Annotated in this window: 22 protein-coding genes and 2 pseudogenes; 10 read left to right on the top strand and 14 right to left on the bottom strand. The window is 72.1% G+C overall.

What is annotated here, in order from left to right; genetic code table 11:
* Nucleotides 1-139: 139 nt before the first annotated feature.
* The 4 genes from JYK04_RS27040 to JYK04_RS27025 all read right to left on the bottom strand — a co-directional run bounded on the left by JYK04_RS27040 (nt 140) and on the right by JYK04_RS27025 (nt 6,463).
* Nucleotides 140-1,513: a DUF4407 domain-containing protein gene (locus JYK04_RS27040; protein WP_189732854.1), complete on the bottom strand. Its 1,374-nt coding sequence runs from the start codon at nt 1,511-1,513 to the stop codon at nt 140-142.
* Nucleotides 1,503-3,221 carry a coiled-coil domain-containing protein gene (locus tag JYK04_RS27035; RefSeq protein WP_189732856.1) on the bottom strand — a complete coding sequence of 573 codons (1,719 nt, stop codon included), beginning with the start codon at nt 3,219-3,221 and terminating at the stop codon, nt 1,503-1,505. The genes JYK04_RS27040 and JYK04_RS27035 overlap by 11 nt, the downstream gene beginning before the upstream one ends.
* Nucleotides 3,218-5,398: a hypothetical protein gene (locus tag JYK04_RS27030; RefSeq protein WP_189732858.1), complete on the bottom strand. Its 2,181-nt coding sequence runs from the start codon at nt 5,396-5,398 to the stop codon at nt 3,218-3,220. Before JYK04_RS27030 ends, JYK04_RS27035 begins: the two co-directional genes overlap by 4 nt.
* A 225-nt stretch (nt 5,399-5,623) precedes the next feature.
* Nucleotides 5,624-6,463: a hypothetical protein gene (locus JYK04_RS27025; RefSeq protein WP_189732860.1), complete on the bottom strand. Its 840-nt coding sequence runs from the start codon at nt 6,461-6,463 to the stop codon at nt 5,624-5,626.
* 286 nt (nt 6,464-6,749) lie between these two features.
* On the opposite strand from JYK04_RS27025, the gene JYK04_RS27020 reads away from it, so the two are divergent.
* Nucleotides 6,750-7,265, top strand: a complete 516-nt coding sequence (locus JYK04_RS27020) for a Pycsar system effector family protein (protein ID WP_229874963.1) — start codon at nt 6,750-6,752, stop codon at nt 7,263-7,265.
* Here the strand turns inward: JYK04_RS27020 and JYK04_RS27015 are convergent.
* The 3 genes and pseudogenes from JYK04_RS27015 to JYK04_RS42150 form a co-directional block, all read right to left on the bottom strand.
* Nucleotides 7,245-7,949: a Crp/Fnr family transcriptional regulator gene (locus tag JYK04_RS27015; protein WP_229874964.1), complete on the bottom strand. Its 705-nt coding sequence runs from the start codon at nt 7,947-7,949 to the stop codon at nt 7,245-7,247. The two genes, JYK04_RS27020 and JYK04_RS27015, sit on opposite strands and share 21 nt — an antisense overlap.
* 197 nt (nt 7,950-8,146) lie before the next feature.
* Nucleotides 8,147-8,367: pseudogene (locus JYK04_RS27010) on the bottom strand (Txe/YoeB family addiction module toxin).
* Between the two features lie 25 nt (nt 8,368-8,392).
* Nucleotides 8,393-8,620: pseudogene (locus JYK04_RS42150) on the bottom strand (type II toxin-antitoxin system Phd/YefM family antitoxin); the annotation flags it as partial.
* 24 nt (nt 8,621-8,644) lie between these two features.
* Here JYK04_RS42150 and JYK04_RS27005 point away from each other — a divergent pair.
* Both JYK04_RS27005 and JYK04_RS27000 read left to right on the top strand, forming a co-directional pair.
* A complete protein-coding gene (locus tag JYK04_RS27005) occupies nt 8,645-8,914 on the top strand; it encodes a type II toxin-antitoxin system Phd/YefM family antitoxin (RefSeq protein ID WP_189732866.1) in 270 nt (89 codons plus the stop codon).
* A complete protein-coding gene (locus tag JYK04_RS27000; RefSeq protein ID WP_189732868.1) occupies nt 8,907-9,170 on the top strand; it encodes a type II toxin-antitoxin system RelE family toxin in 264 nt (87 codons plus the stop codon). Before JYK04_RS27005 ends, JYK04_RS27000 begins: the two co-directional genes overlap by 8 nt.
* Before the next feature lie 127 nt (nt 9,171-9,297).
* Here JYK04_RS27000 and ychF read toward each other — a convergent pair whose 3' ends face one another.
* Nucleotides 9,298-10,386, bottom strand: coding sequence for a redox-regulated ATPase YchF (ychF, locus tag JYK04_RS26995; RefSeq protein ID WP_189732870.1), 1,089 nt, complete (start codon nt 10,384-10,386; stop codon nt 9,298-9,300).
* A 264-nt stretch (nt 10,387-10,650) separates the two neighbouring features.
* Here ychF and JYK04_RS26990 point away from each other — a divergent pair, with 264 nt between their 5' ends.
* Complete coding sequence (locus tag JYK04_RS26990) at nt 10,651-11,043, top strand: DUF6542 domain-containing protein (RefSeq protein WP_229875013.1); 393 nt, start codon at nt 10,651-10,653, stop codon at nt 11,041-11,043.
* 9 nt (nt 11,044-11,052) lie between these two features.
* On the opposite strand, the gene ppgK is transcribed toward JYK04_RS26990, so the two are convergent.
* Both ppgK and JYK04_RS26980 read right to left on the bottom strand, forming a co-directional pair.
* Nucleotides 11,053-11,817 carry a polyphosphate--glucose phosphotransferase gene (gene ppgK / locus JYK04_RS26985; protein WP_189732875.1) on the bottom strand — a complete coding sequence of 255 codons (765 nt, stop codon included), beginning with the start codon at nt 11,815-11,817 and terminating at the stop codon, nt 11,053-11,055.
* Nucleotides 11,818-11,838: 21 nt separating this feature from the next.
* Nucleotides 11,839-12,843 carry a 4-hydroxy-3-methylbut-2-enyl diphosphate reductase gene (locus JYK04_RS26980; protein WP_373297352.1) on the bottom strand — a complete coding sequence of 335 codons (1,005 nt, stop codon included), beginning with the start codon at nt 12,841-12,843 and terminating at the stop codon, nt 11,839-11,841.
* Nucleotides 12,844-12,939: 96 nt separating this feature from the next.
* Here JYK04_RS26980 and JYK04_RS26975 point away from each other — a divergent pair, with 96 nt between their 5' ends.
* The 4 genes from JYK04_RS26975 to JYK04_RS26960 all read left to right on the top strand — a co-directional run bounded on the left by JYK04_RS26975 (nt 12,940) and on the right by JYK04_RS26960 (nt 16,663).
* On the top strand, nt 12,940-14,343 hold the full coding sequence (locus JYK04_RS26975; RefSeq protein WP_189732879.1) for an APC family permease: 1,404 nt from the start codon (nt 12,940-12,942) through the stop codon (nt 14,341-14,343).
* 33 nt (nt 14,344-14,376) lie between these two features.
* Entirely contained in the window at nt 14,377-15,675 is a 1,299-nt protein-coding gene (xseA, locus tag JYK04_RS26970) for an exodeoxyribonuclease VII large subunit (RefSeq protein WP_189732881.1), read from the top strand.
* 54 nt (nt 15,676-15,729) lie between these two features.
* The gene (locus JYK04_RS26965) at nt 15,730-15,948 is read left to right on the top strand and encodes an exodeoxyribonuclease VII small subunit (protein ID WP_189732883.1); all 219 of its coding nucleotides are present in this window, start codon (nt 15,730-15,732) and stop codon (nt 15,946-15,948) included.
* Nucleotides 15,949-16,069: 121 nt separating this feature from the next.
* Nucleotides 16,070-16,663, top strand: a complete 594-nt coding sequence (locus JYK04_RS26960) for a malonic semialdehyde reductase (protein ID WP_030712043.1) — start codon at nt 16,070-16,072, stop codon at nt 16,661-16,663.
* A 156-nt stretch (nt 16,664-16,819) separates the two neighbouring features.
* On the opposite strand, the gene JYK04_RS26955 is transcribed toward JYK04_RS26960, so the two are convergent.
* Entirely contained in the window at nt 16,820-17,338 is a 519-nt protein-coding gene (locus tag JYK04_RS26955) for a DUF4245 domain-containing protein (protein WP_189733704.1), read from the bottom strand.
* A gap of 247 nt (nt 17,339-17,585) precedes the next feature.
* On the opposite strand from JYK04_RS26955, the gene glpX reads away from it, so the two are divergent.
* Entirely contained in the window at nt 17,586-18,617 is a 1,032-nt protein-coding gene (glpX, locus tag JYK04_RS26950; RefSeq protein ID WP_030011229.1) for a class II fructose-bisphosphatase, read from the top strand.
* A 153-nt stretch (nt 18,618-18,770) separates the two neighbouring features.
* Here glpX and JYK04_RS26945 read toward each other — a convergent pair whose 3' ends face one another.
* The 3 genes from JYK04_RS26945 to JYK04_RS26935 all read right to left on the bottom strand — a co-directional run bounded on the left by JYK04_RS26945 (nt 18,771) and on the right by JYK04_RS26935 (nt 20,674).
* Nucleotides 18,771-19,169, bottom strand: a complete 399-nt coding sequence (locus JYK04_RS26945) for a WhiB family transcriptional regulator (RefSeq protein WP_373297353.1) — start codon at nt 19,167-19,169, stop codon at nt 18,771-18,773.
* A 132-nt stretch (nt 19,170-19,301) separates the two neighbouring features.
* Entirely contained in the window at nt 19,302-19,901 is a 600-nt protein-coding gene (locus JYK04_RS26940) for a TIGR03086 family metal-binding protein (RefSeq protein WP_189732885.1), read from the bottom strand.
* Between the two features lie 98 nt (nt 19,902-19,999).
* Nucleotides 20,000-20,674 carry a DUF1707 SHOCT-like domain-containing protein gene (locus tag JYK04_RS26935; RefSeq protein WP_189732887.1) on the bottom strand — a complete coding sequence of 225 codons (675 nt, stop codon included), beginning with the start codon at nt 20,672-20,674 and terminating at the stop codon, nt 20,000-20,002.
* A gap of 150 nt (nt 20,675-20,824) precedes the next feature.
* Here JYK04_RS26935 and JYK04_RS26930 point away from each other — a divergent pair, with 150 nt between their 5' ends.
* Nucleotides 20,825-22,492: a fumarate hydratase gene (locus tag JYK04_RS26930; protein WP_189732890.1), complete on the top strand. Its 1,668-nt coding sequence runs from the start codon at nt 20,825-20,827 to the stop codon at nt 22,490-22,492.
* Nucleotides 22,493-22,572 lie beyond the last annotated feature (80 nt).

The following is a 22,572-nucleotide window of genomic DNA, read 5'->3' as shown; positions in this document are numbered from 1 at the left end:
GCCGCCCCCCGTCACCGACCCGGGTCCGTGGCCCGCCCGGGCGGGGTACTGCGACGACCGGCGCGGTCCGGGCCGGACGCGACGGTGACCGGTCGCCGCGACCGCCGGGGCGGTCGGGGCAACCGGTCACCGCCGGGCGTCACTCGCCCAGGAGCCGGGCGGTCCGGGCGTCGAGCTCCTCGCGGACCATGCGGGCGTGCTCGGTGCGCGCCTTGTAGTGGTCGTGACCCAGCCGGGCCTTGTCCTCCTCGGCCCACACCTCGGCCGCGTACCGGCGGACCTCGTGGTCGATGGCGTCGACCCGGCGCTGCGCCTCCTGGTCCTCCAGGTGGATGCGCTTGTTGGCCTCGCGCCGCTCGGCGAGCCTGCGGTCGTACTCGGACGGGCCGCTCATCAGCTTGGCGAGCACCGGCATGGCGTCGACCAGCAGCAGCACGGCGTGCAGCAGGAACATCATGAAGAGCGCGAAACCGTCGGACCAGGCCACCGTGGACAGCGCGCCGGCGCGCAGCAGCAGTCCGTCGTGCTGCTGCGACGTCTGCCGCTCGGCGACCTTGGCGTCGATCGCCTTCTTGACGTCCGTACGGTAGGCGGTACCGGTGTTGATCAGCCGCTCGGACAGGACGTTGCCCTTGCCGACGAGCTCGGCGCGCTTCGCCTCGTACTCGGCGACCTTGCTCGTCTCCTTGTACGCGCTGGTGTCGGTGCGGGCGCGCTCACAGGTCTCGGAGGTGTCCCAGCCGTTGCCGCGCCGGATCCAGCGGTCCTCGGCGCACTCGCGGCGCTCGGTCGCCAGCTTCCCGCCGAGGGTGTCGTTGTAGGTCTTGATCTGCTCGTCGAGACGGGCGGTGGCGGCGGCGATGTCTGCTATGTCCTGTTTGATCGAGGCCGGCTCGCCCGGCACCGTCATATGGAAGTCACCGCACTCGCCTCGCTTGGTGGTGTCCTGGCCGTCGAGGGGGTTGCAGTCGGTGAGGTGGCCCCGGAAGTCGGCGAGGTCGCGCTCCCTGCTGACCGCCATCTCCTGGCGTATTTCCCGGTCGAAGATCTGGAACAGCAGCGGCTCGGCGATGGTGAGCCCGAGCACCACGGACAGGAACAGCCGGGGCACCAGCATGCGGGCCGCCCGACCGCCGGTGTAGCCGTGGGTGCTGGAGACCAGCCAGCTGTCCAGCGCCAGCACGATCCACGCCCACACCATGCCGACGACGACGGCCACCGCGACCGGCGTGCCCTCGCGGACCGTGCCGATCGCCATGGCCATGGAGGCGCCGCCGAGCAGCGCGGTGTTGAGGACGATGGCGCCGTACCACGTGTAGCGGGCGCGCTCTGCGCTCTCGCGGTCGAGGATCTCCTCGCGGATGCCGATCAGGCGGCGCAGGAGCGCGGCGGGGCTGCGGCCGCGGCCACCCCAGGCCCGGTAGGAGCGGTGGGAGGGGCGGGCGGGCCGGGTCTCGGCCGCCCACGCGTCGTACTCCTCCTCGGGCGGGCGTACGGGGGTGTCAGCGGCCACGCTCCTCCCTCCCCGCTTCACCGAGGTCGTCGTCGGCGATCAGGGGGCGGCGCGCGGCGCGGGCGCCGTCGTCGTCGCCTGCCCCGTCCCGGTCCCGGTCCCGGTCGGGGCCGCCGTCGCGTGCGGACCGGTCGTCGCCGTAGCGGTCGTCGCCGTAGCGGTCGTCCCCGTACGCATCGTCACGCCGGGCGTCGCGCCGGCCGTTCTCCCGTCCGTACTCCTCCTTCTCGTACGGGTCCTCCCCGTCGTACGACCGGCCGCGGCGCTCGTCGGAACGGTCCCGGGACGACGCGCCGGTGCCCTCCTTCAGCTGCGGGGTCTCGGCGGCGCCGGCCACCTGCGCGGCGGCGGGCGGGTCCTGGTCGAGGAGGCCCTGCCCGGTGCTGAGGCGCTCGACGAAGGCACGGGCGTCGATCGGCGCGTTGTCGAGGAGGCCGCGGTTGATCATCTGGCGGCCCAGCTCCTGGTTGATGTTGTCGCGCCGGTCGGCCCGGTGACGCCGCTCGGCCCGGTCGGCCAGCACGTCCTCGCGCTGCTCCGCGCGCTGCCGCAGCCGGTCGTCGCGGTCCGCGGACCGCTGCTCTCGCTGCTCCTCCCGGGCGGCGTCGAGCGCGGCGCGCTGGTCCTGGCGGTCGACCTCACGGTGGCGGTCATCGCGCTCCAGGCTGTAGCGGAGGTCCTCCCGTTCGGCGAGGCGCCGCCGTTCGGCGTTCTCCCAGTGGCGCTCCTCGTCCTCGCGCTGCCGCTCGCGCCGCAGCCGGTCGGTCTCGCGCTGCCGCTCGGACAGCTCGGAGTACCCGATCTCGCCCCGGCGCTGGGCGAGGATGTCGGTGTTGGCCGGGTCGGTGCCGAAGTCCTCGAGGTCCTTGAGCGCCTCCGTGCGCTCGAACTCGTAGTCCTTGCGCTTGAGGTTGTGGGTGTAGTGCTGGTCCTCGGCGTCCGTCCGCTGGGTGTACGACCGCCGGAGGTCGTCCAGTTCCTGCTGGTGCCGCATTTCGAGCGACGTGCGCTCGGCTTCCATCGCCTTGCGTTCCTTCTCGCGCTCGTGCTCCATCAGCTCGCGCTCGCGGCGTACCGCCTCCTTCACGCGGTCGTGCTCGCGTTCGCGCCGCTCCTCGTCGGCTCGGCGCTGCTGGTCGGCGAACTCCTGCGGGGTGAGCACCGTCAGGTACGGATCGCCGACGGAGAGCCCGGCGATCCGCGGCGGTTCCATCTCCAGGTACGAGATCAGGCGCGCGGTCAGCCTCCGGGACACCTCCTTGCCGGCTTCGAGCGGCCATTCCTGGGTGACGTCGGTGAGTCCGGGCAGCGCCCGGAGGTAGCCGAGCAGCCGGGACTCCACGTCGACGACGCCCTCGCGGACGACGGCCACGGGGTCGGTGACCGTGCAGTGGAAGGCGACCTGGACGGTGAAGCCGTCGGTCTCGGCGGACGGTACGTCGGTTCCGACGGTGACGGGCACGGCGGTGCGGCAGTCGACGACGGTGACCGAGCCGGCGTTCAGGACGGTCTCGTCGCCGGGTCCGCGGACGCCGTGGTCGGTGAGGTACTGGTCCCCGGTGCGGTAGACGAGGACCTGGTGGGCGGAGACGCGGGGCAGTTCGTCGTGCGAGCGGGTCGGCTGGTTCCAGAAGCGGCGCCCGGTGCGGGGCGCGGGAGCCAGCACCCGCTCCTCGACCAGGGGATAGGTCCTGCGGATCGTGGTCATCGTGGTTCGGTGTCCTTCACACGGTTCAGGGCGCCGAGCAGGGTCGCGACGCAGTCGGGACCAGTGGCGCGGGTGGGACGGGAGACCGCGAGTCGGCCCAGCTCGCTTGTCAGCAAGGGGTGCTCGACCTGCGGAAGCGCGGCGGCGAGGGCGTGACCGAGTCGCGCGGCCGCAGCGGTGGGGTCGGAGGTCACGGCGGGCAGGCCACGGACCGTGACGAGCAGGGCGGACAGGGCGCTGCGGCGCAGCGGCCGGTAGCAGAGGACCGCCGCCCACAACTCGGCGACGACGTCGGCCTCCTCGGGCCGGTCGGCGACGTAGCGGGCGACGGCCGGGCGGCCCGAGAGCCGCTCGGTGGCGGTGAAGACCCAGAGGGTGGTTTCGAGGACGAGCAGGCCGGTCGCCGAGTAGGCGGCGGACCGGGTGCGCCGTTCCTTCCTGATCCGGTGCGCCAGGGCGTCGAGCACGATGCCGGCGTCCTCCTGGCAGTCGACGAACGTGAGGAACAGCTGAGCCCAGGCGCGCAGCCCGTGTTCGCGTTCCTCCCGCTTTTCGAGGGCGCTGGTGCGCAGCACCGCCCAGAGCCACTTCACCGCGTCGGTGGGGAAGGTGACGCCGAGCTGGCCGCTGAAGGCGATCAGCGCGGTGCCCCGCAGGGTGGGGTGGAGGGACTGGGCCCAGGTGCGGGCCAGGGTGAGCGCGGCGGCCGCCTGGGTCTCCTCCAGGCACATGTACCAGAGCACGTACACCGCGAGGGTCTGCCCGGTCTCGCCGCTCTCGCCGCGCGCCCACGGGTCGAGGTAGCTCTGCACGACCTCGTCGAAGGCGATGTGCCCGAGCAGCGTGAGTCCGGAGGCGATGGAGAGCTGGAGGGCGGGGTCGGGGTCGGCGTCGACGAGCGCCTCCAGCCAGTGGCGGACCGCGTCCCAGTACTCGGTGGGGTGGTCGCGCCACAGCGCCTGCAGCACCCAGCGGCGCAGCTCGGAGTCGGCGAAGACCATGACCTCGCGGGTGGTCGCGCCGTAGACCTGCATCTCGGTGGTGATCAGGGCGTTGCGGGAGAGCGAGCGGCGCCGGTCCACCGGGCGGGCGCGGCGGCGCTGCTGCGGGTCCGGACCGTCGGCGGCGGCCTGCCCCGTGGCGTCGGGGGCTGCCGCACCGTCGGCGGCGGCCCCGGCCCCGGCCCCGACCGCGGCTTCCGGTGTGAAGTAGACCGGTCCGAGGAGCCGTTCGAGGAGGTCCTGGAGCGATTCGAAGGCGCGCCGCCCGATGCCGGGAGCGAAGGCGAGGGTGGTGACCTCGGCGATCTCGCGCAGGCTCCGCTCCTCCTCGGCGCCGAACCACTCCTGGACGGCCTGCGGCGCGCTGCCGCTGTGCTCCTTCCACGCCTGGTCGGGGTCGGCGCCCGCCGCGATGCGCTGTGCCGCGTCGGCGACGACCGCGATGGGGCAGCGGGGCGGGATGCCGGCCACGGCCCGGTCGACGATCTCCCGCGGGATGCGGGCCTGGACCAGCCGGGCCCGTACCACCTTGTCCAGGACCGGTGGCCGCCACGGCAGGTGGCGTACGGCCTTGGGCGAGCGGCCGGCCACGCCGTGCACGGTGGTGATCACCAGATGGGCGCGGTGGCGGCGCAGCTGGTCGCGCACCCGGCGCCAGTCGAAGTCGGAGGGCGGGCCGGCGGCGTCCACACCGGTCCCGGCGGCTCCGGTGGCTCCCGCCGCTGCGGCGGCTCCGGTGCGGTCGAGGACGACGTAGCCGACGCCCGCGTCGAAGGTGCGCTCCGCGAGCTGGTCGAGGCCGATGTCGGGCGAGAGCACCACGTAGTCGGCGGAGGGTCCGACGGTCTCGCGGAGCAGGGCGACCGCGCCGGAGCGCTTGCCGGTGCCCTGGGGGCCGGTCAGGACGACGATGCCGGTACGGGAGAGCTCGCGGGCTGCTTCGTCGAAGCAGTCGGGGCGGATGTAGGAACGCAGCAGCGCGTCGATCTCGTCGCCGTCGAGGAGGCCGGTGGCGCGGGCCCGCCCGGGCCGCTCGGCGGCGGTGGCGATGCCGAAGTGGGCGCGGCCGTGGTACTGCGGGCCGTAGAAGTTGTTGTAGACGCGGTAGTCGCCCTCGGAGGAATCGGCTCCGGGATCCGCTCCGGAAGTCGGCCCGGAATTCGCTCCGGAATTCACTCGTGAGGGTGACGGTGGCGTGGGTGTGGACGGGGTCGGGGACGCGGGCGGGGTCGGACTCGCCGGCGACTCGGGGGCGGAGAGGGGATCGGCGCTGCCGTTCGCCTCGTCGGTTAACTGCCGGGGTTCGCCGGGCACGCCGTCTCCTTCCCCACTACTTCCGTGGTTCTCCGTGGGCCGATCCGTGGATCTCACGTGTGCACCCCGTCTCCCCGTCCGCTCCACTCACTTGGAGATGCCGAAGACGACGTTCCCGTTGAAGACGGTTCCGTGCAGGTTGGTGGTGACCGAGTCGCCTCCGCCGGCGCCGGCCGCAGCAGAACCGGAACCCGAGCCGGAGGCAGAACCGGAGTCTGTACGAGATCCAGAACTGTCACTGGAACCAGAGCCATCACCAGATCCATCACCGGAACCGGAACCGGAATCCGATGCAGAACGGGAGCCGGTAACGGAATCACCGAGGTCCAGCGTGTGGACGTCGTACCCCGACACCCACAGCCACGCCCGGCCCCGGTACTCCTTCTTCTCGACGACGACCTCGCGGAACTCCTCCGGCCGGAAGTTGGTGTACCCCTGGGCGACGAGCTCCGTGAAGACCGGCGCGGTCAGCGCGACGGCGAGCGCGGCGTCCGGGGCCGCGGCGAGGGCCCGGCGCAGCGGGTCGCTCTCCAGGATGCGGGAGACCTCGACGGGACCGGGGCCCACGAAGCCGTTGGGCGCCTCGGACGCCGGGCCGAAGTGCACGGCGGCGCGCAGCGCGAGCCGCGCGCCGGGCACCCGGTCGCGGTTGTGGGCCCGCAGTCCGGCGTCCAGCCTGCGCATGAACGGCTCGACGAGCGCCTGCTCGTCGGAGCCGGCCGGGAGCACGGCGAACTCGGAATCCCCGGCGGCCTGGCGCACCCAGGAGGCCCGGTCGAGCCCGGCCGCCTCGGCCGACTCGGAGAGAAGCCGGGGCAACACTGTCTGGATCTCGCGCTGTCGCGCGGTGTCCGCGCTGCCGTAACCTCGCGCGTCGACGGCCAGCAGAAGCCGCCTGTCGAACACGCCCATCGCACCTACGGACATCCCGTCCTCCTCGTCCGTGACATCGGGAAGCACAGCATGCCGCACCTCCAACTCACTCGCGAATCAGGAGAGTTACGAGGTGCAGAGCGATGCGGCATGCCGCTCCCGGACCGTTGCCCACCCCCGTGGAGCGCCGGCCGCCCTGCCAGTCGTACACCGGAACCGGCCACGCGCACCCCGTGGAAATACGGGATCCGGCGCAGTCGTCCGATCCCGTAGAAGTGCCTGGTCCGCCCGGCGGGCGGGCAGCTCAATGGAACTCCACCCGAGCCGCGTTGGAGGTTCCGTGACATCCATCCCGCCCACCGCACCGACGGCGGCGCCCGGCCCGGCCTCGCGCACGATGCTGACCGTCCTGCAGACGACGCACCAGCACGCCGACGCCAAGGCCGGCATCCTCTCCGCCGTGCAGGCGGCGCTCGTGGGGACGGCGGGCGCGTGGAGCGAGGCGGCGCTCGACGGCTGGCGGCGCGGCGGCCCGCTGGGCTGGCTGGCGGGGGTGCTGCTGGCCCTCTTCGCCTGCGGCCTCTTCGGCGGCGCGGCCTCGCTCGCGCTGGCGCTCCGGCCGCGCGTCTGGCGACCCACCGGCCCCAACGACTACAGCTTCGTCCGACTCGCCGCGGCCGCGGACCCGTCGCCGCCCACCACCGCCGAGGACGAGCGGCAGCTGCACGCGATGATCCGCTTCCTCTCCGACGTGGCCCTGCGGAAGTACCGCTGCGTCACGGCCGCCGTGGTGTGCACCGCGGTGATGGGAACCACCGCCGGCCTCTGCCTGCTGCTACGGCCGCTGCTCGGCTGACCCGCGGGGCCGGCGCGGGGCGGGCGGCGTCACCGGCTCGGCGAGTTCGGCCACCCGGGCGAGCCGGGCGAGGTCGTGCACGGTGGTCGTCCGGTAACCGGTGCCGAGCAGTCCCTCGTCGCGCAGCTCGCGCAGTCCCTTGTGCACGGTGGTCTCCGCGGCGCCGGTGAGCGCGGCGAGTTCGGGCTGGGTGAGCTGGAAGCCGATCACATGACCACCGCCCGCCTCGGGCCGCCCGTACGCCACGGCCAGCTCCACCAGGAGCCGCGCGAGTCGCACCTTGACCGGGTATCCGCGGAACTCGAGCCGCCGCCGGTTGGCCCAGCGCAGCCGGTCGGCCACGATCCGGGTCAGCGCCATCGCGACCTCGGGCCGCCGCAGCATGAGCGCGTGCAGGGCCCCGGGCCCGATCACCCGCGCCCGTAACGGCCCGCAGGCCACCACCCCGGCCGACCGCGGGGCGCCGTCGAGCGCGGCCATCTCGCCCACGCTGTCCCCGCCGACGCGAACGGCGAGCAGCGACTCCTGCCCGTTCTCGACGGTCGCGGTGACCTTGGCGAACCCGCTGAGAATCACGTACAGGTGCCGATCGGTGGCGCCCTCGGTGAGCAGCACGCCGCCGGAGTCGAGCGTCAACTCCGAACCCAGCCCGAGCAGTTCTGCCCGCGCGGGAGCGGACAGCACCCCGAGCAGACTCCGACCCGGCCATTCCCACTGCGCACCCGGCCCCACGCCACCCTCCACCTTCCGCACCCACACCCCGCGCCCGCCAGGCTAGGCCCTCCCCCACCAAATGCCCCCACCCGCGCGCCGGAACGCAGAGGGGGCCGGACTCGACGGAGCCCGACCCCTTCCGACGCTCACGTTCGACCGCCGAGCGGTCAGTAGCGGTACCGGGCCGCCAGGACGACGATCTCCTTGCCGGTCACCGCGACCACGCGCCAGGCAGGTGGTACTTCAAAGGTTCGGGCTTGCCGATCCCTGAGAACGGGTCACGCCTGACGTCCTCGATGAGCTTGTTGATCCTGGTGAGCATCTTGCGGTCGTCCTTGAGCCAGGACGTGCAGTCCTCCCAGCCCTGGTCCTCGAAGACGAGCCTCACGCGGCACCCGTACCCGCACCCGCGTCGCCGAGTCCGGGTCGATCAGCTCGCGCTCCGACACGTTGATGTTCGCCAGGGCGTTCTCGTACGCCTTGAGCAGCCGCCGGGCGTTCGCCGGAGAGCGCAGCAGGTACGAGCCCTCGCGCAGCGCCGCGTAGTCCTCGGCCGAAATGAGGACGGCATAGCTCCCACCCGCGAAAACGCGGTTTCCGGCACGCGCAGCCACGGCGAGGCCGAGCCGCTGTGTACACATGGGTCACTCGGTACGCTTGAGCCCATGACGCAGCCACTGCCCATGGAGTCCATCCGCGACGTACGTGCGCACCTGGCGGAGGTCGTGGAGCGCGCGGACCGCGACGACGTGCCGACGGTGATCACGCGCCGGGGCAAGGAAGTCGCCGCCATCGTCTCCATCGAGGTACTGCGCAAGTACCAGGAGTGGGAAGAGCGCGAGATCAACCGGATCATCGACGAGCGCATGGCCAATCCCGCACGCGGCATCCCGATCGAGAACATCATGAGGGAGACGCTGGCGCGCGGTGAGTGAGTACCGAACCGTCTTCCGCCCCGAGGCGCAGGCCGAACTTCGGAAGATCCCTCGCGACATGGCGTTGCGCATCCTGGCCAAGCTGACCGAGCTGGAGACCGACCCTCTCGGCCTCGGCACCACCGCACTCGTGTCCCAGCCCGAACGTCGCCGCCTGCGCGTCGGCGACTACCGCGTCGTGTACACGATCGACAACGGGGAGCTGGTGGTCTGGGTCGTTCACGTCGGACACCGGTCCACCGTCCACGAGACCTGACGGTGGACGCCGCCGACGCGTCGGCACCATCCCGCACGGGAAACAGCAAGAGGCCGACCCCTGGAGGAGTCGACCCCTTCTGACCTGCGTGTTCGCCACGTCAGCGACGTGGCGTCTTTTCATCCGCTCAGACGTTGAAGCGGAACTCGACCACGTCGCCGTCCTGCATGACGTAGTCCTTGCCCTCCATGCGGGCCTTGCCCTTGGCGCGGGCCTCGGCCACCGAGCCGCAGGCGACCAGGTCGGCGAAGGAGATGACCTCGGCCTTGATGAAGCCGCGCTGGAAGTCGGTGTGGATCACGCCGGCCGCCTCGGGGGCCGTGGCGCCCTTCTTGATCGTCCAGGCGCGGGTTTCCTTCGGGCCGGCCGTCAGGTACGTCTGCAGGCCCAGGGTGTCGAAGCCGACGCGGCCGAGGGTGGCGAGGCCGGGCTCGTCCTGGCCGACCGACTGGAGGAGCTCGAGGGCCTCCTCGTCGTCCAGCTCGGAGAGGTCCTGCTCCAGCTTGGCGTTGAGGAAGATCGCCTCGGCCGGGGCGACGAGCGCGCTCTGCTCGGCCTTGAAGGCGTCGTCCGTCAGCTCGTCCTCGTCCACGTTGAAGACGTAGAGGAAGGGCTTCGTGGTGAGCAGGTGGAGCTCGTGGAGGAGGTCGCCCTGCTCCGTGCCCTTGGTGATGCCCTTGGAGAAGAGGGTGTCGCCCGCTTCGAGGATCTTCTTGGCCTCGACGACGGCCGCGAGGACCGCGACCTTCTCCTTCTGGAGGCGGGACTCCTTCGTCAGGCGCGGTTCGGCCTTCTCGATGGACTGGAGGTCGGCGAGGATCAGCTCGGTGTTGATCGTCTCGATGTCGTCCTTCGGCGAGACCTTGCCGTCGACGTGGACGACGTTCTCGTCCTTGAAGGCGCGGATGACCTGGCAGATGGCGTCCGACTCGCGGATGTTCGCCAGGAACTTGTTGCCCAGGCCCTCACCCTCCGAGGCGCCGCGCACGATGCCCGCGATGTCGACGAAGTCGACGGTCGCCGGGAGGACGCGCTGCGATCCGAAGATGCCCGCGAGGACGGCCAGACGCTGGTCCGGGACACCGACGACGCCGACGTTCGGCTCGATGGTGGCGAACGGGTAGTTGGCCGCCAGCACGTCGTTCTTGGTCAGGGCGTTGAACAGGGTCGACTTGCCGACATTCGGCAGGCCGACGATTCCGATCGTGAGCGACACGTTGGCGACTTCCCGTAGCTGGAGGGGGCGGCGGCCCGGGAGTGGGCCACCGGACAGTTTACTTTCCGATGAGTGGCGGTGGATGTACGCGTGTCCGGGGCCCGATCCGGCCCGCTCCCCGCCTAGTTTGGTGGGGTGGAGCAATACAGGACGCGATCGGCCCCTCACCAGCAGCGACCGCCGGCCCAGCGGCAGGGTCCCCGGTCCGCCGCGGTGCCCGCCCAGGCCGGTGGCGGTCCGCGCCGGTCGGCGCTCGCGCGGCGGATGCCCCGGCCCCGGCTGACCGGGCTCGGCGGCGGGCTGTTCGCGTGTGCCGCCATGGTGCTGGTGGGCGGGATCTGCTGGCTGCTGTTCGGTTCCTCGCTCTTCGTCTACGGGCTGCTCTTCCTGCCCGTCGCGGCCGCCACCGCGCTCTGGGTACGGCCCGCCGACCTGATCACCGCGCCGATCGGCGTGCCCATCGCCTTCGCCGCCGGAGTGTGGCCCATCTCGGGCGGCTCCGGCGGCATCGGCGGGCAGCTGATGGGGCTGGTGTCCGCGCTGTCCCTGCACGCCGGCTGGCTGTACGCCGGGACGCTGGTCGCCGCGCTGATCGCCGTCGTGCGCAAGGCCGTGCTGATCGGCAGGCGGCGGGTGCCCCGGCGCATCACCCAGTGAGCGCCGGCCCTACTTCTTCGCCGCCTTGGCCGCCTTGGCCGCCTTGGCCGCCATCGCCGCTCCCACGATGCCCGCGTTGTTCTGCAGCTTCGCCGGGACGATCTCGGCCCGCACGCCCTCGATCAGCGGCAGGAACTTCTCCGGCTTGCGGCTGACTCCGCCGCCGATGATGAAGAGGTCCGGGGAGAACAGCATCTCCACGTGCTGGAGGTACTTCTGCACGCGGTGCGCCCAGCGCTCCCACGTGAGGTCGTGGTCCTCCTTGGCCTTCACCGACGCCCGCGTCTCCGCGTCGTGGCCCTTCAGCTCCAGGTGGCCGAGTTCCGAGTTCGCGACCAGCCGCCCGTCCGTGAACAGGGCGCTCCCGATGCCCGTCCCCAGGGTCAGCAGGAGGACGGTGCCGTCCCGTCCGCGCCCGGCCCCGTACGTCATCTCGGCGACGCCCGCCGCGTCCGCGTCGTTCAGCACCGTGACCGGCATGCCGCCCAGCTCGCGCGCGATCAGCGACGCCGCGTCGACTCCGATCCAGGACTTGTCCATGTTGGCCGCCGTACGGATGACGCCGCCCGTGACCACGCCCGGGAAGGTGACCCCGAGCGGCCCGTGCCACTCGAAGTGGCGCACCACCTCGCCGACGCATCCGGCCACCCCCTCGGGGGTGGCCGGATGCGGTGTCAGTACTTTGTGGCGCTCCTGAGCCAGGTCGCCGCGCTCCAGGTCCACGGGAGCGCCCTTGATCCCGGTTCCGCCGATGTCCACGCCGAAGATCTGCATGGACATACCGTACGAAACGAGTTACTTGTCGGCGACCAGTTCGGCAGCCTCGGCACGCAGGTCGCGGCGGAGTTCCTTCGGCAGCGAGAAGACGATCGACTCCTCGGCGGTCTTGACGATCTCCACGTCCGCGTAGCCGCGCACCGTCAGCCACTCCAGGACCTCTTCGACCAGGACCTCCGGCACCGAGGCGCCCGAGGTGAGGCCGACCGTGGTGACGCCCTCCAGCCAGGCCTCGTCGATCTCGCTGGCGAAGTCGACCAGGTACGCGGCCTTGGCGCCGGCGTCCTTGGCGACCTCGACGAGCCGGATCGAGTTCGAGGAGTTCTTCGAGCCGACCACGATGACCAGGTCGGAGTCGGCGCCCATCACCTTGACGGCGGCCTGCCGGTTCGAGGTGGCGTAGCAGATGTCGTCGCTCGGCGGCGAGACCAGCAGCGGGAACTTGGTCTTCAGTGCGTCGACCGTCTCCATGGTCTCGTCGACCGAGAGAGTGGTCTGGGACAGCCAGACGACCTTGGACTCGTCACGGACGGTGACCTTGTCCACGTCGTGCGGGCCGTCGACGATGGTGATGTGGTCCGGGGCCTCGCCGGAGGTGCCGATGACCTCCTCGTGGCCCTCGTGGCCGATGAGGAGGATGTCGAAGTCCTCGTTCGCGTACCGGATGGCTTCCTTGTGCACCTTGGTGACCAGCGGGCAGGTCGCGTCGATCGTCGCGAGCTTGCCGCGCGCCGCCTCCTCGTGCACCACCGGCGCCACGCCGTGCGCGGAGAACATCACGATGGAGCCCTCGGGCACCTCCTCCGTCCGCTCGACGAAGATGGCCCCCTTCTTCTCCAGGGTCTGGACGACGTACTTGTTGTGCACGATCTCGTGGCGGACGTACACCGGCGCACCGTACTGCTCGAGGGCTTTCTCGACGGCGATCACGGCTCGGTCCACGCCCGCGCAGTAGCCGCGGGGCGCGGCGAGCAGGACACGGCGGGAAGCAGGAGCGGGGGCGGGAGCAGTCATGTGCTCCATCGTACGGGGGTCTCCAGGAGGCCGGGCGTCCCCCGTACGGCACACACTTGCCCGAAAGCCCGTACCGCGCAGACCTGCCCCTACCCCGGAGGACGGATGGCTTCCGTGACGGATTCCAGTGCCGCGGCGCCCACGGCGCTGCGGCGGAGCCTCGGCTTCCGGGATCTGGTCGTCTACGGCCTGTTGTTCATCGCCCCCATGGCCCCGGTCGGGGTCTTCGGCACGCTCGACGCCAGGTCCCACGGCGCCGTCGCCCTCGTCTACCTGTGCGCGACCGTGGCGATGGCCTTCACGGCCTTCTCCTACGCGCAGATGGTGCGGGTCGCCCCGCAGGCCGGTTCGGTCTTCACGTACGCCCGGAAGGGTCTCGGCGAGGGCCCGGGGCTGATCGCCGGATGGATGGCGATGCTCGACTACCTGCTGATCCCGGCGGTCGCGTACCTCTTCTCGGGGATCGCGATGAACGCGCTGGTCCCGGAGGTCTCCCGGTGGGTGTGGACGGCCCTGGCCGTCGTGATCACCACCCTGCTGAACCTGTGGGGCGTCCGGGCGGCCGCGCGCGTGGGTTTCGCCGTGCTGGCCATGGAGATCGCGGTCCTGCTCGTCTTCCTGGTGGCCGCGGTGACCGTGCTGGTCCAGGGCGGGGCGCGGCGCGGCTGGCTGTCCCCGCTGACCGGCGACGGCTCGCTCGGCTTCAGCACGGCCGCCGTGCTGGGCGCGGTGTCGGTCGCGGTCCTGTCCTACCTCGGCTTCGACGCCATCGCCTCCTTCGCCGAGGAGGTGACGGGCGGCTCGGAGCGGGTGGCGCGGGCGGTGCTGTTCTGCCTGGCGCTGGCCGGGGTGCTGTTCATCGCCCAGAGCTATCTGGCGGCGCTGCTCATGCCCGTGTCCGCGGCCGGGCTGGCGGCCGAGCCGGCGCTGCAGGGACCGGCCTTCTACGACGCGGTGGAGTCCGCGGTCGGCCCCTGGCTGCACGACCTGGTGGCGGTCAGCAAGGCGATCGGGGCGGCCTTCGCGGCGCTGGCCGGGCAGGCGGCGGCCGGCCGGCTGGTGTTCGCGATGGCCAGGGAGCGGCGGCTGCCCCGGGTGCTCGCCCGGACCTCGGACGGCACCCCGCGGCCCGCGCTGCTGGTGGCGGCCGCCGTCACGCTGGTGGCGGCCGTGTGGGCGGCCCGGCGCGACGACGGGCTCGACCGGCTGGTGTCGGTGGTGGACGTCGGGGCGCTGGTGGCCTTCACCCTGCTGCACGCCTCGGTGGTGGGCTGGTTCGTGGTCAAGCGGCGCGAGGGCCCGCCGAACTGGTGGAAGCACCTGGTGATGCCGGTGCTGGGCGCGGCCGTGACCGTCGCGGTGATCTTCGAGGCCTCCTGGACGGCGCAGCTGGTGGCGGCGGGGTGGCTGGCGGCGGGCCTGGTCGTGCTGCTCGTCCAGCGCGGCCGCCGGGAGGTTCCCCACGCCCACGACACCGGCACCGGCACCGACACCGGCGCCGGCACCTGACGCACTGTCGGCGGCGCCGGATAGCCTGCGTGCATGGGTCTGAATACGTCGGCCGAGGCGCCGCTGCCGGTAGGCCAGGTGTCCCGGCTCATCGGGGGCTGGATCGAGCGGCTCGGCCAGGTGTGGGTGGAGGGGCAGATCACGCAGCTCTCGCGGCGGCCGGGAGCGGGGGTGGTCTTCCTGACGCTGCGCGATCCCTCGCACGACATCTCCGTCAGCGTGACCTGCTTCCGCCAGGTCTTCGACGAGGTCGCGGACGTGGTCTCCGAGGGCGCCCGGGTCGTGCTGCTGGCCAAGCCCGAGTGGTACGCCCCGCGCGGGCAGCTGTCCCTGCGGGCCACGGAGATACGGCCGGTCGGCATCGGGGAGCTGCTCGCCCGGCTGGAGCGCCTCAAGCGGTCCCTGGCCTCCGAGGGGCTCTTCGCGCTGGAGCGCAAGAAGCCGCTGCCCTTCCTGCCGCAGCTGATCGGGCTGGTGGTCGGGCGGGCCTCGGCGGCCGAGCGCGATGTCCTGGAGAACGCCCGGCGCCGCTGGCCGGCGGTCCGCTTCGAGGTGCGCAACGTAGCCGTCCAGGGGGTCCACGCGGTGCCCCAGGTGGTCCAGGCGGTCAAGGAGCTCGACGCCCTGGACGAGGTCGACGTGATCATCGTGGCGCGCGGCGGCGGCAGCGTGGAGGACCTGCTGCCCTTCTCCGACGAGGAGGTGGTCCGGGCGGTCGCGGCGGCCCGCACCCCGGTGGTCTCGGCGATCGGCCACGAGCCGGACTCCCCGCTGCTGGACCTGGTCGCGGACGTACGGGCCTCCACCCCCACGGACGCGGCGAAGAAGGTGGTGCCGGACGTCGGCGAGGAGCTGGAGCGCGTACGCCAGCTGCAGGCCCGGGGGCTGCGCGCGGTCAGCGGGCTGCTCGACCGGGAGGAGCGGGGCCTCGCGCACGCCCTGGCCCGGCCGGTCTTCGTCCACCCCCAGCGGATGGTGGAGATCCGCGAGGACGAGCTGGACGCCCTGCTGGCCCGGTCGCGGCGCACGGTGGGGCACCTGCTGGACCGGGCCGACTCGGAGCTCGCGCACACCCTGGCCCGGGTGGTGGCGCTGTCCCCGGCGGCGACCCTGGAGCGGGGGTACGCCGTGCTGCAGCGGGCCGACGGCCATGTGGTGCGCTCGCCGCGGGAGGTGGCTCCCCACGACGTGCTGCGCGCGCGGGTGGCGGAGGGCACGTTCTCCGTGGAGGTCTCCTCGCAGCACGCCCCGGAGGCTCAGGAGGCCCAGGAGGCCCAGGAGGCCCAGGAGGCCCCGGAGGGTGCGGCGGACGCGCCAGCCGCTTCGGAATAGCGACACACGGCCGCAATCACGTGGTCGCACGACACACAGAGGATGGATACGGGAATGGCAGAGGCCGGAACGGCGCTGGGGTACGAGCAGGCCCGCGACGAGCTCATCGAGGTCGTCCGCAAGCTGGAGGCCGGGGGGACCTCGCTGGAGGACTCCCTCGCCCTCTGGGAGCGCGGCGAGGAGCTGGCGAAGGTGTGCCGGCACTGGCTGGAGGGGGCCCGGGCCCGGCTGGACTCGGCGCTGGCGGCGCGCGAGCCGGCCGAGGAGGAGTGACCGGGGAGGTTGACCGGGGAGTGATCCCGGTCACCCGGAGGCGGATTTAGTTGAAAATTCATCTACCTCCGCCGTAGAGTCTGGGACATCGCTTCACCTCCGTATGGAAGAAGGCTTTCCGATGTCTCTCGTTCTTGACTCCGCCGCGCAGGACCTGCTGTTCCGCGAGGCCCGCACGGCCAACTCGTTCACCGACGAGCCGGTCACCGAGGAGCAGGTCCAGGCGATATACGACCTGGTGAAGTTCGGTCCCACCGCCTTCAACCAGACCCCGCTGCGCATCACCCTGGTCCGCTCCCCCGAGGCCCGCGAGCGCCTCGTGCAGCACATGGCCAAGGGCAACGACGCCAAGACCGCCACCGCCCCGCTGGTCGCGATCCTCTCCGCGGACAACGAGTTCCACGAGGAGCTCCCGCAGCTGCTGCCGCACTTCCCGCAGGCCAAGGACGCGTTCTTCTCCGAGCGCCCGGTCCGCGAGCAGTCCGCGCTGCTGAACTCCGCGCTGCAGGCCGCCTACTTCATCATCGGCATCCGCGCCGCGGGCCTGGCCGCGGGCCCGATGACCGGCGCCGACTTCGCGGGCATCCAGAAGGAATTCCTGGACGCCGACCACACCCCGATCATGGTCATCAACATCGGCAAGCCGGCCGCCGAGGGTGCCTGGTTCGACCGCTCCCCGCGCCTGGGCTTCGACGAGGTCATCACGACCGTCTGACCGGCGCCGCCGCAGCAGCACACGCAGAAGGGCCGTGCGCCCCGGGATCCCGGGGCGCACGGCCCTTCTCGCGTCGCGCGCTCCGGACAGGTGCGCGAGGCCTTGCCCGCTCCGCGCGCCCCGCCCGCGCTTGGCGCGCCGCTCGCCCTGCCCGTCCTACTTGCCCTGCTTGAACTCCAGCGCCGCCGCGAGCGCGCCGAGCTGCTCGAAGGAGGCCGTGCCGGTCACCACCGTGACGTGGCCCTGGTCCTGCCGTACGAGGGCGTCGTACTTCTCGCCGTCCCAGCGCTCCCAGGCCAGGTCGCCGATCTGCTGCGTCTGCCCGGTGGCCTTCGCGTGCTGGGTGACCTTGGCGAGGTACTTCGCCGAGGTGTCCGTGGACTGCTCCACCGCCGCGTACTGCTGCTCCGGGTCGAGGAAGCCCAGGTGCCAGGCGTTGGCGTTCTTGCGCTCGTACGTCACCGAGGTCGCCCGCCACTGCTCCTGGAGCCCCACGGGGGCCGCCACCGGATACGGGGCCGCGCGCCGGGCCGTCAGGGTCTCCACCCGGTAGTCGACCGTGCGCGTCGGATCGGCCTTCTCGTCATGCGGGACGAAGAGGTAGATCCCGGCGACGACGACGCCGATCACCCCCAGCGACCGGACCATGTCCCAGACCGTCTGCTTGCCTTTCATACCTGCCACGGGACCCATCGTCCCGCATCGCGGGGCGGCGATCACCGCCGGGGTCGCGGAGCGGCGCGCCTCGGCGGACCCTGGAGAGTCCCGGTGGGTCCTGGAGGACCGCAAGACGTTCGCTCAGGACAATCGACTGACCGATATGCCGCTCATACGTGACCCGCCCTGCTCAATATGTCGACGTACCGATAGAGTTCCAGCACCCTCACTTCCCGGCCGTCGCCGTACAGAAAGGTGCGCTCCGATGACCGAGCACAACCTGCCGCCCCAGCTCGAAGTCTCTCCGGAGGCCCCCGACCGCAACCTCGCACTGGAACTCGTACGGGTCACCGAGGCCGCCGCCATGGCCGCGGGCCGGTGGGTCGGACGCGGTGACAAGATCGGCGCGGACGGTGCCGCGGTCAACGCGATGCGCACCCTGATCTCCACCGTTTCGATGAACGGCGTCGTCGTCATCGGCGAGGGGGAGAAGGACGAGGCCCCCATGCTCTTCAACGGCGAGCGGGTCGGCGACGGCACGGGCGCCGAGGTCGACATCGCCGTGGACCCGATCGACGGCACCACCCTGAACGCCAAGGGCATGCCGAACGCCATCGCCGTCCTGGCGGCCGCCGACCGCGGCACCATGTTCGACCCGTCCGCGGTGTTCTACATGGAGAAGCTGGTCACCGGCCCCGAGGCCGCCGACTTCGTCGACATCAACGCGCCCGTCTCGGTGAACATCCGCCGGGTCGCCAAGGCCAAGAACATGGCCGTCGAGGACGTCACCGTGGTCATCCTGGACCGCCCCCGCCACGAGGGCATCGTCAAGGAGATCCGCGAGACCGGCGCCCGGATCAAGTTCATCTCCGACGGCGACGTCGCGGGCTCGGTCATGGCCGTGCGCGAGGGCACCGGCGTCGACCTGCTCCTCGGCATCGGCGGCACCCCCGAGGGCATCATCTCGGCGTGCGCCATAAAGTGCCTCGGCGGCACCATCCAGGGCAAGCTCTGGCCGAAGGACGAGGCCGAGCGCCAGCGCGCGCTCGACGCCGGTCACGACCTCGACCGCGTCCTGACCACGAACGACCTGGTGTCCGGCGAGAACGTCTTCTTCGTCGCCACCGGCATCACCGACGGCGAGCTGCTGCGCGGCGTCCACTACCGCTCGGAGACCGCGACCACGTCCTCGCTGGTCATGCGCTCGAAGTCGGGCACGATCCGGCGGATCGACTCCACGCACCGCCTGTCGAAGCTGCGCGCGTACAGCGCGATCGACTTCGACCGCGCGCACTAGTCACCGGCGTGAGGAAGCGAGAGGGGCGGTCACCGCGTGCGGCGGTACCGCCCCTCTCGCACATCCACGTCCGGCGTCCGGCGCCATGCCCGGCGTGCCGCGCCACGTCCCGCGCCACGTCCGGCGCCCGCGGCCGGCGACCCGGCGACCGGCTCAGCCCGCCGCGGCGATCGGCCCGGCCCCCGGGGCCTGGCGCAGCTCGGCGGCCCTGCGCCGCATCCTCGCCAGCACCACCCGGCGCTCGGCGGCGGTGAGCCCGCCCCACACCCCGTACGGCTCGGGCTGGAGCAGCGCGTGCTCCCGGCAGGCGACCATCACCGGGCAGCGGGCACAGACGCGCTTGGCGGCCTCCTCGCGGGAGAGCCTGGCCGCGGTCGGCTCCTTGGACGGCGCGAAGAAGAGCCCCGCCTCGTCGCGGCGGCACACCGCCTCCGCATGCCATGGGCCGTCCTCCGCCCTCGCCGGCACCCGCGGCTTCGGCACGGCGGCCGCACGCCCCGGAAGACTCTGGACGGCGGCTACCTGCAAGGACTGATGCGGCGGATGCGGCACGGTCTACTCCTGACGACGTATACGTGAGCGAGAGACGACGCACCTGTCCCTACCCGCTGTACGCGCCCCTATGCACCGCGCGCCACGGGCCGCCGGGGGTTCGTCCGAAACGAGACCCCGCCGGGCGGACCGTCACGCCGCGGGTGCGGCCCACCCGGGATGCCGTCCGAGGAAGGCCAGCAGGCGCGCCGCCGCACCGTCGTCCGCGCCGGGCGCCAGGGTGAGGGCCGGGCCGTAGGCGAAGCCGCGCAGGGGCTCGGCGAGGACGTCGGCGGCCGGGCGCAGGGCGGCGGCCAGCTCGTCGGTCAGACCCGGCGGCCGGCCCGTGGCGACGGCGATGTCCCAGGCGTGCACGGCGGCGTCGAGTGCGGCGGCGCCGACGGCCGTCGCCGCCGGTACGGAGAAGGGCGGCAGCGGCACGGCCACCTCGGCGTCGTCGGGGGCGACCCCGGCGAAGGCCTCGGCCGCGGCGGCGAGCGCCGGGTCCAGCAGGCCCGCCGGCGTGCCGGCCAGGGTGCCGGAGGGCGCGAAGGGGTCCTCGGCGGGCCCGGGCCCGCCGGTCAGGCGGGCGGCGTACGCCAGCTGGTCGCCCGCGGCGTGCTGGAGGACCCGGGTGACGTTCCACTGCGCGCAGGGGGTCGGGAGGTCCCAGCCGTCGGCGGGTACCCCGGCGACGGCCTCGCGCAGGGTCGCGTGCGCCCGGTCGAGCAGTTCCCACTCTGTCGTCGTCATGGTCCGGACCCTAGGGGCTGCCCGTGCGGACCGTCGGCCGAATTTCGCCGGACCCCGCGGCCGCGCCGGGCCCCGCGACCGCGCCGGGCCCTGCGGGTTCAGCCGTCCAGGCGCTTGCGCAGCTTGCGGGCCAGGTCCACCAGGCGGGCTCCCGGCTTGGGCCGCGCCTCGATGTTGCCCAGCAGGGCGAAGCCCCGCACGATCACCACCGGCGCCTGCGGGTCGCTCTCGCCGCGGCCCTCGCCGCGCACCTCGAAGTTGCCGAGGACCCCGCTGCCGTAGCCGCGCAGGGTGACGTTCTCCGGGACCAGGACCTCGACGTTGCCGAGGACGCAGGTCACGTTGATCTCGGTGACCTGCTGTTCGAAGACCGCCTCGGTGAGGTCGATGTTGATGTCGCCCATCACCGAGATCGCGCGGGTGTGCGCGCCGGGCCGCCAGCGGCCCTTGCGCGCGGAGCTGCTGCACACGGCCACTATGGTCTCGGCGGGGCCGCCCGGGGCGGTCGCGGGGGGCGCGTACGCGGACGGGGCATGGACGCCGCCGGGCGCGGGCAGATCCCGTACGAGCACTTCCAGCTCGCCGACGGTCTTGACCGCGTAGAGCGTGTCCAGGCGGTCGGAATGCTCCTCGGCCGTCAGCCGGCCTTCGGCGAGGGCATCGCCGAGGATCTGCGCGATCCGGTCCCGGTCCGCGTCGGAGGCGCGCAGCTCGGCGGGGGCGGAGTTCGCGGGAGCGGGTGCGGGGGCGGCGGGGTGCTTTTCCAGGTCCACGACGCCCAGCATAGCCAGACACGATAGATCGCGATACTGCTGAGTGAGCCTTACCTCACAGTCCCGCCCCCGGGGAGAGGTCCTACGCTGGTTAACCGCGCTGCCAATTGGTCGCCAGCGCCGTCTGCCGAGTGAGGAATGACTGCCGTCATGCCAGAGTTTGCGTACACCGACCTGCTGCCCCTGGGCGAGGACACCACCCCGTACCGGCTGGTGACCGCCGAGGGCGTGTCCACCTTCGAGGCGGACGGCCGTACGTTCCTCAAGGTCGAGCCGGAGGCGCTGCGCAAGCTCGCCGAAGAGGCCATCCACGACATCCAGCACTTCCTGCGCCCCGCGCACCTCGCGCAGCTGCGCCGCATCATCGACGACCCCGAGGCCTCCTCGAACGACAAGTTCGTCGCGCTCGACCTCCTGAAGAACGCGAACATCGCGGCGGCCGGCGTCCTGCCGATGTGCCAGGACACGGGCACGGCGATCGTCATGGGCAAGCGCGGCCAGAACGTCCTCACCGAGGGCGGTGACGAGGCGGCGCTCTCCCGCGGCATCTACGACGCGTACACCCGTCTGAACCTGCGCTACTCGCAGATGGCCCCCCTCACCATGTGGGAGGAGAAGAACACCGGCTCGAACCTGCCCGCGCAGATCGAGCTGTACGCGACCGACGGCGGCGCGTACAAGTTCCTCTTCATGGCCAAGGGCGGCGGCTCGGCCAACAAGTCGTTCCTCTACCAGGAGACCAAGGCGGTCCTCAACGAGGCCTCCATGATGAAGTTCCTGGAGGAGAAGATCCGCTCGCTCGGTACGGCGGCCTGCCCGCCCTACCACCTGGCGATCGTGGTCGGCGGCACCTCCGCCGAGCACGCGCTGAAGACCGCCAAGTACGCCTCGGCGCACTACCTGGACGAGCTGCCCCGCGAGGGCTCCGCGCTGGGCCACGGCTTCCGCGACGAGGCCCTGGAGCAGCAGGTCTTCGAGCTGACCCAGAAGATCGGCATCGGCGCGCAGTTCGGCGGCAAGTACTTCTGCCACGACGTCCGCGTCGTGCGCCTCCCCCGGCACGGCGCGTCCCTGCCGGTCGCCATCGCCGTGTCCTGCTCGGCGGACCGCCAGGCCACCGCGAAGATCACCGCCGAGGGCGTCTTCCTGGAGCAGCTGGAGCGCGACCCGGCCCGCTTCCTGCCGGAGACCACGGACGAGCACCTGAACGACGCGGCGGACGTCGTCAAGATCGACCTGAACCAGCCGATGGACGACATCCTGGCGACCCTCACGCAGCACCCGGTCAAAACCCGCCTGTCCCTCACCGGCCCGCTGGTCGTGGCGCGCGACATCGCGCACGCCAAGATCAAGGAACTGCTGGACTCGGGCGCGGAGATGCCCCAGTACCTGAAGGACCACCCGGTCTACTACGCCGGTCCCGCGAAGACCCCCGAGGGCTACGCATCGGGCTCCTTCGGCCCGACCACGGCCGGCCGCATGGACTCCTACGTCGAGCAGTTCCAGGCGGCGGGCGGCTCCAAGGTCATGCTGGCCAAGGGCAACCGCTCCCAGCAGGTGACGGACGCGTGCGGCCGGCACGGCGGCTTCTACCTGGGCTCGATCGGCGGCCCGGCGGCGCGCCTGGCCCAGGACTGCATCAAGAAGGTCGAGGTCCTGGAGTACGAGGAGCTCGGCATGGAGGCGGTCTGGAAGATCGAGGTCGAGGACTTCCCGGCCTTCATCGTGGTCGACGACAAGGGCAACGACTTCTTCCAGAACCCGGCCCCGGAGCCGACGTTCACCCACATCCCGGTGCGCGGACCCGGCCTGGCATAGCCCGGCACTCCCCCGCCCCCGGAGAGCCCCCGGCGCCGCCGCGCCGGGCGGCGGGTCGGGCAACTTCACCACGGCGGTTC

It is taken from the genome of Streptomyces nojiriensis (assembly GCF_017639205.1).
Lineage (GTDB): Bacteria > Actinomycetota > Actinomycetes > Streptomycetales > Streptomycetaceae > Streptomyces > Streptomyces nojiriensis.
Note: the sequence above shows the minus strand (reverse complement) of the source record. Positions and strands in the feature narration are given on the sequence as shown.

Excerpts from the sequence above, each read along its gene's own strand:
- JYK04_RS27035 (WP_189732856.1), bottom strand. The coding sequence starts at position 3,221 with ATGACCACGATCCGCAGGACCTATCCCCTGGTCGAGGAGCGGGTGCTG.
- JYK04_RS27025 (WP_189732860.1), bottom strand. The coding sequence starts at position 6,463 with ATGTCCGTAGGTGCGATGGGCGTGTTCGACAGGCGGCTTCTGCTGGCC.
- JYK04_RS27005 (WP_189732866.1), top strand. The coding sequence starts at position 8,645 with ATGACGCAGCCACTGCCCATGGAGTCCATCCGCGACGTACGTGCGCAC.
- JYK04_RS26990 (WP_229875013.1), top strand. The coding sequence starts at position 10,651 with ATGCCCCGGCCCCGGCTGACCGGGCTCGGCGGCGGGCTGTTCGCGTGT.
- ppgK (WP_189732875.1), bottom strand. The coding sequence starts at position 11,817 with ATGCAGATCTTCGGCGTGGACATCGGCGGAACCGGGATCAAGGGCGCT.
- JYK04_RS26980 (WP_373297352.1), bottom strand. The coding sequence starts at position 12,843 with ATGGAGCACATGACTGCTCCCGCCCCCGCTCCTGCTTCCCGCCGTGTC.
- JYK04_RS26975 (WP_189732879.1), top strand. The coding sequence starts at position 12,940 with ATGGCTTCCGTGACGGATTCCAGTGCCGCGGCGCCCACGGCGCTGCGG.
- xseA (WP_189732881.1), top strand. The coding sequence starts at position 14,377 with ATGGGTCTGAATACGTCGGCCGAGGCGCCGCTGCCGGTAGGCCAGGTG.
- JYK04_RS26965 (WP_189732883.1), top strand. The coding sequence starts at position 15,730 with ATGGCAGAGGCCGGAACGGCGCTGGGGTACGAGCAGGCCCGCGACGAG.
- JYK04_RS26960 (WP_030712043.1), top strand. The coding sequence starts at position 16,070 with ATGTCTCTCGTTCTTGACTCCGCCGCGCAGGACCTGCTGTTCCGCGAG.
- JYK04_RS26955 (WP_189733704.1), bottom strand. The coding sequence starts at position 17,338 with ATGAAAGGCAAGCAGACGGTCTGGGACATGGTCCGGTCGCTGGGGGTG.
- glpX (WP_030011229.1), top strand. The coding sequence starts at position 17,586 with ATGACCGAGCACAACCTGCCGCCCCAGCTCGAAGTCTCTCCGGAGGCC.
- JYK04_RS26940 (WP_189732885.1), bottom strand. The coding sequence starts at position 19,901 with ATGACGACGACAGAGTGGGAACTGCTCGACCGGGCGCACGCGACCCTG.
- JYK04_RS26930 (WP_189732890.1), top strand. The coding sequence starts at position 20,825 with ATGCCAGAGTTTGCGTACACCGACCTGCTGCCCCTGGGCGAGGACACC.